Annotated in this window: 2 protein-coding genes; both read right to left on the reverse strand. The window is 40.7% G+C overall.

From position 1 onward, the window contains the following. Positions 1-238: 238 nt before the first annotated feature. Positions 239-1,471 carry a site-2 protease family protein gene (locus tag E1176_RS02065; RefSeq protein ID WP_155208916.1) on the reverse strand — a complete coding sequence of 411 codons (1,233 nt, stop codon included), beginning with the start codon at positions 1,469-1,471 and terminating at the stop codon, positions 239-241. After that, complete coding sequence (locus E1176_RS02070; RefSeq protein WP_155208917.1) at positions 1,464-2,111, reverse strand: HAD family hydrolase; 648 nt, start codon at positions 2,109-2,111, stop codon at positions 1,464-1,466. Before E1176_RS02070 ends, E1176_RS02065 begins: the two co-directional genes overlap by 8 nt. Positions 2,112-2,227: the final 116 nt, after the last annotated feature.

Raw genomic sequence — 2,227 nt, forward strand, 5'->3', positions numbered from 1 at the left:
ACAGATTCCGGATCAAGTCCGGAATGACAGTACTCAATATTGTCATCCCGACCTTGTGGAGGTACCTTTAATTTTAACAAACAGCACTCAAAACTCTCTGCCCTGGGCTCTTCCCTCTTGGCTCTTCACTACGGCTTCGAGTTCCTCAGCCTGACACAAAGCAGACACACAACTCATGACTCAAAGCTCGAAACTCACAACTTTTAGCTCTCTGCGCCACGCTCTCAGCGCTTCGCTATTACGACATAATTATCGGTGCGGGACTAAAGGAGATGATAAATATAATAAGCGCAATCCACCCTAAAATAATTCTCTTTTTATCTAAAGGCTCCTCTACCATCACAGGTGGATGATAAACACCTAAAAACCGACCGATGATAAAAGCGAACAACAACCAACCGGAATAGCCCTCAATGGTCGGAAAAACCATCGGCAAGGTAAACTGTACGGTAAAAACAATTAGTGTAATCATCCAGGTGGTAACCGGATTTAGCTTAAGGCCTTTGAATACTAAGTTGATAAAAAACACATATAGACCCATCCAAAGAAAAAATGAGGTGCTCTGGTCTAATCCAAACAAAGGATCGACCTGACTAGAGGGTGTGATCAATCCGATACCTGCATAAAATACAAAGCCAACAAATACGATTTGAGCAACAATTCTATGCCATTTGGCTCCAATAAGTCCGTAAAGCACATGCCCGCCATCAAGCTGACCAACAGGCAATAAGTTAAGGGCAGTAAACAACAACGCGAGAAAACCCGCAAAAAGGAATGGGTAATGCATGAGTTCGCGCGAATCGGGCATTTTCTCAGGATCATCGACCAGCATTTTCTCAAAAGCCCAAAAAATCACATTAGACCCCAATTGCACGGATAGCCCCTCCTGCTCCGGACTGTTAAACCTAATTGTATCAGCATACATCGACATATCACGTCCGGTCATTGACTCCACCGTGTTTTTAAGTACAAATGTATCTTTCACATACACCACTTCTTCATAGTTCTCCCCAAAAGGAGCATACTCAGGGTGGATTTCATAGATATGGTCTTTCTCTGGTAAATGCGTAAAACCATAAACCAATACACCAATAGCAATAACAAAACCAGCTATAGGGCCGCTAAGACCAATGTCGAAATTCTGTTTTTTAGATTTCACAAACTCTCTAATACGAATGAGAGCACCCATGGTACCAATAAAGCCCGGCAATGGTGGCAGTGGTATGTAGTAAGGCAGTGAAGTTTTAATTTTATGATACCTGGCCGTAAAATAATGGCCAAACTCATGCACTGTCAGGATGAGCAAAAAAGGCACAGAATACTGCATTCCTGCCATAAAATCGCTCCACTCATAAGGTGTAAAAAGCAGTATGCGACTATTTACCCAAAAACTACCTGCCAGTGTGGTGGTAATGAACGTAACTACAAATAAACCTCCATGCACGAGGACTTCCTTCAATCTTTTATTCATCAAAAAGTGTTTTGATTTCATCAGGATGAGCCACCTGAAACGTCTGTAAGCCAACAGCTTGAGCCCCCTGTATGTTATCTTTATTATCGTCTAGAAATAATGTTCTGACCGGATCAAGGTCATGATTGGCAATCACTTTTTCGAAAATATCGGTATTGGGCTTACGCATACCCATATGGTTTGAGTAATAGGCATAGGTAAAATAATCATCCAGAACTTCGCCATTTAGTGGCTCAAATACCTCATTTACGCGTTTGAGATGTATATTATTTGTATTGCTGAGCAAAAAAATTTCATAATTTCTACTCAATCGATCTAGCAGACGAAGCCTATCTTGAGGAATATCAAAGATCATCGCATTCCACGCCTTATCTAACTGTTCATCAGTTGCCTCTATCTTCAGCAAATCTCTTAAAAATTCTCTAAATGCTTCATCACTCACCTCTCCTCTTTCATATTTGTGAAACATCTCATGATGCCAATAATCTCTCACCAATTTTTCCTGATCGATACCGGATAACTCAACAAAAGCCTTGATCGTCTGCGATATGTCAAGGTTGATGATTACTCCTCCCAGATCAAAAATTAAGGCATTAATACCTTTATATCCATTCAGAATTTGTGATTCCGTTTTTGCCATGCGCAAAGATACTGTTTAGCCTCAGAAATGAAGGTTTTGCATAGCCAAAATCAAATTTCATGTAGCCGTAAAGTCAAAGTATTGAACCTACTCTGACTAAATATGTGTGAAGAAGC

This window comes from Fulvivirga aurantia (genome assembly GCF_009711475.1).
GTDB lineage: Bacteria > Bacteroidota > Bacteroidia > Cytophagales > Cyclobacteriaceae > Fulvivirga > Fulvivirga aurantia.